This is a genomic window from Streptomyces sp. NRRL S-87 (assembly GCF_000719335.1).
Taxonomy (GTDB): Bacteria; Actinomycetota; Actinomycetes; order Streptomycetales; family Streptomycetaceae; genus Streptomyces.
In genome coordinates this window covers 1-1,780 of sequence record NZ_JOGB01000150.1, presented here as the reverse complement: position 1 = coordinate 1,780, position 1,780 = coordinate 1, and the positions used below count along the sequence as shown (strand labels likewise).

The following is a 1,780-nucleotide window of genomic DNA, read 5'->3' as shown; positions in this document are numbered from 1 at the left end:
GCCTGCCGCTGGGGGTACCTCCCAGCGGTAGCTGGGGGAGGCCTGCAGGCCACCCCTGTCAAGCGCCGAGGGGACCCACACACCACGGGACCCACCCCCAAAGCGGGCAAGCCCCGACACCGGCCCCCTCCCCAAAGCGAGCAGGCCCCGGTCCCCACCCCCGAGGGCGCCCCGAAGCGCGCGCCCCCGAAGCCCCCACCCCACCCCCCGCAGCCCCTCACAACGTCCCGCCCCCACCCGGGAGGGCAGCGTTCCCCCCGGGAAACAGACGCGATGCGGCCGGGAAACAGCCACCCCGCACGCTCCTGACATGACCTCGCGACATGTGGTGGTGATCGGCGGCGGGCTGGCCGGGCCCCGGCTCGCCCAGCGCCTCGCCGGCGTACCCGGCGTACGGGTGACCGTCCTCGGCGAGGAGCCGCACGCCCCGTACAACCGGGTGCTGCTGGCAGACGTGCTCGCCGGCCGGTACGGGCCCGAGATCGCGGCCCTGCCCGACCCCGGCCCCGCACTGCACCGGGCCGTCCGGGCGGTCCGCCTCGACCGGGCCGAGAAGGCGGTGCACTGCGACGACGGCACCGTGCTGCGGTACGACGCGCTCGTGCTGGCCACCGGCTCGAACCCGGTACTGCCGCCGCTGCGGGGGCTGTTCGAGCCGAGCGGGGGCGAACTCCCGGACGGCGTGCACCCGTTCCGCACCATGGACGACTGCCTGGCCCTGTCGGCCGCGGTCCGCCCCGGCGTGCGGGCGGTGGTGATCGGCGGCGGGCTCCTCGGCGTCTCGGCCGCCCGCGCCCTGGCCGCCCGCGGCGCCCAGGTGGTGCTGACCCAGCAGGGCGCCCGCCTCATGGAGCGCCAGCTGGACGAGGACGCGGCGGAACTGGTCCGAGACCACCTGACCGCCCTGGGCGTCGAAATCCACACAGAGTGCCGAGCCCGCGGCCTGCACACCGGCGAAACCAACGAAACCAGCACCAGCACCAGCACCAGCACCAGCACCACCCCCAACGCTCCCGGCACCACTCCCAGCACCACCCCCAACGCATCCGGCACCACCCCCAGCACCACCCCCAACGCATCCAGCACCACCCCCAACGCCACCCCCAACCCCACCCCCCGTCGCGTAACCGCCGTAGAACTGGCCGACGGCTACCGCCTGGACGCCGAGCTGGTCGTCATCGCCTGCGGCGTCCGCCCCCGCATCGGCCTCGCCCAGGCGGCCGGCCTGACCACGCGCCGCGGGATCGTGGTGGACGACGCCCTGCGCACCTCGGACCCCGACGTGTACGCCATCGGCGACTGCGCCGAGCACCGCGGCACCGTGTACGGGCTCGCGGGCCCCGCCCTCGAACAGGCCGACACCCTCGCCGGCGTGCTGACCGCGGCCCTCACCGGGTCCGGCGGGAGCGCGCCCCACCCGCCCTACACGGGCACCCGCGCCCTGACCCGCCTCACCCTCGCCACCGGCGACCGCCCCCTCGACCTCGCCGCCTTCGGCGAGACCACCCCCCGCCCCGGCGACGACGTACTGCGGCTGGCCGACGCCACCCGCGGCACGTACCGCAAGGTCGTCCTCCGCGACGACCGGCTCGTCGGCGGGGTCCTGCTCGGCGAACTCTCCACCGTCGGAGCGCTCGCCCGCACCTGGGAGGCCGACGACGTCCTGCCCGCCGCCACACCGCTCCACCTGCTCACCGACGACGGAGGCTCCTGACCGTGACGACGGACACCACCCCAAGCAGCGCACCGGCCACCCCCACCCGCAGCACCACCCCCACCC

1 protein-coding gene is annotated in these 1,780 nt (G+C 75.9%); it reads left to right on the top strand.

Going from position 1 to position 1,780, the window contains the following annotated elements:
- Positions 1–310: 310 nt before the first annotated feature.
- Complete coding sequence (locus IF43_RS0135435) at positions 311–1,714, top strand: NAD(P)/FAD-dependent oxidoreductase (RefSeq protein WP_030211086.1); 1,404 nt, start codon at positions 311–313, stop codon at positions 1,712–1,714.
- Positions 1,715–1,780 lie beyond the last annotated feature (66 nt).

Excerpts from the sequence above, each read along its gene's own strand:
- IF43_RS0135435 (WP_030211086.1), top strand. The coding sequence starts at position 311 with ATGACCTCGCGACATGTGGTGGTGATCGGCGGCGGGCTGGCCGGGCCC.